The sequence below is a fragment of the Mesorhizobium sp. M00.F.Ca.ET.216.01.1.1 genome (assembly GCF_004010325.2).
Classification (GTDB): Bacteria; Pseudomonadota; Alphaproteobacteria; order Rhizobiales; family Rhizobiaceae; genus Mesorhizobium.
The window spans coordinates 1-315 of record NZ_SADR02000395.1; the positions used below are offsets into that span (position 1 = coordinate 1).

1 pseudogene is annotated in these 315 nt (G+C 58.4%); it reads left to right on the forward strand.

What is annotated here, in order from left to right:
* Nucleotides 1-212, forward strand: a pseudogene (locus EN859_RS38530) (dihydrodipicolinate synthase family protein); the annotation flags it as partial.
* Nucleotides 213-315 lie beyond the last annotated feature (103 nt).

Here is a 315-nt window from a genome sequence, read left to right on the forward strand (position 1 = left end):
ACGGCAATATCGCAGAAGCGATGCAGTTGACCAAAGCCATCGGCCCGATTTGCCGCGAAGTCAGTCAGGCAACCAATTTTCCCACCCGCATAAAGTACGCGATCGGCATGCTTGGCCGGGATGTCGGGACGCCCATCCGTCCGCTGGACCGGATTGGCCAAGCTGACAAAGCGGCTATCGAGGATGCTCTCAGGGTCGCCGGACTGCGATAAGAAGATTTTCTGGGCGGGTCGTCTCACTCTCGAGGTAGACGATCCCGCCTCTCTACAGTACGCGATTTTTCCGCTAGCGATGGCGTCCGATTCTCAAGCGCCG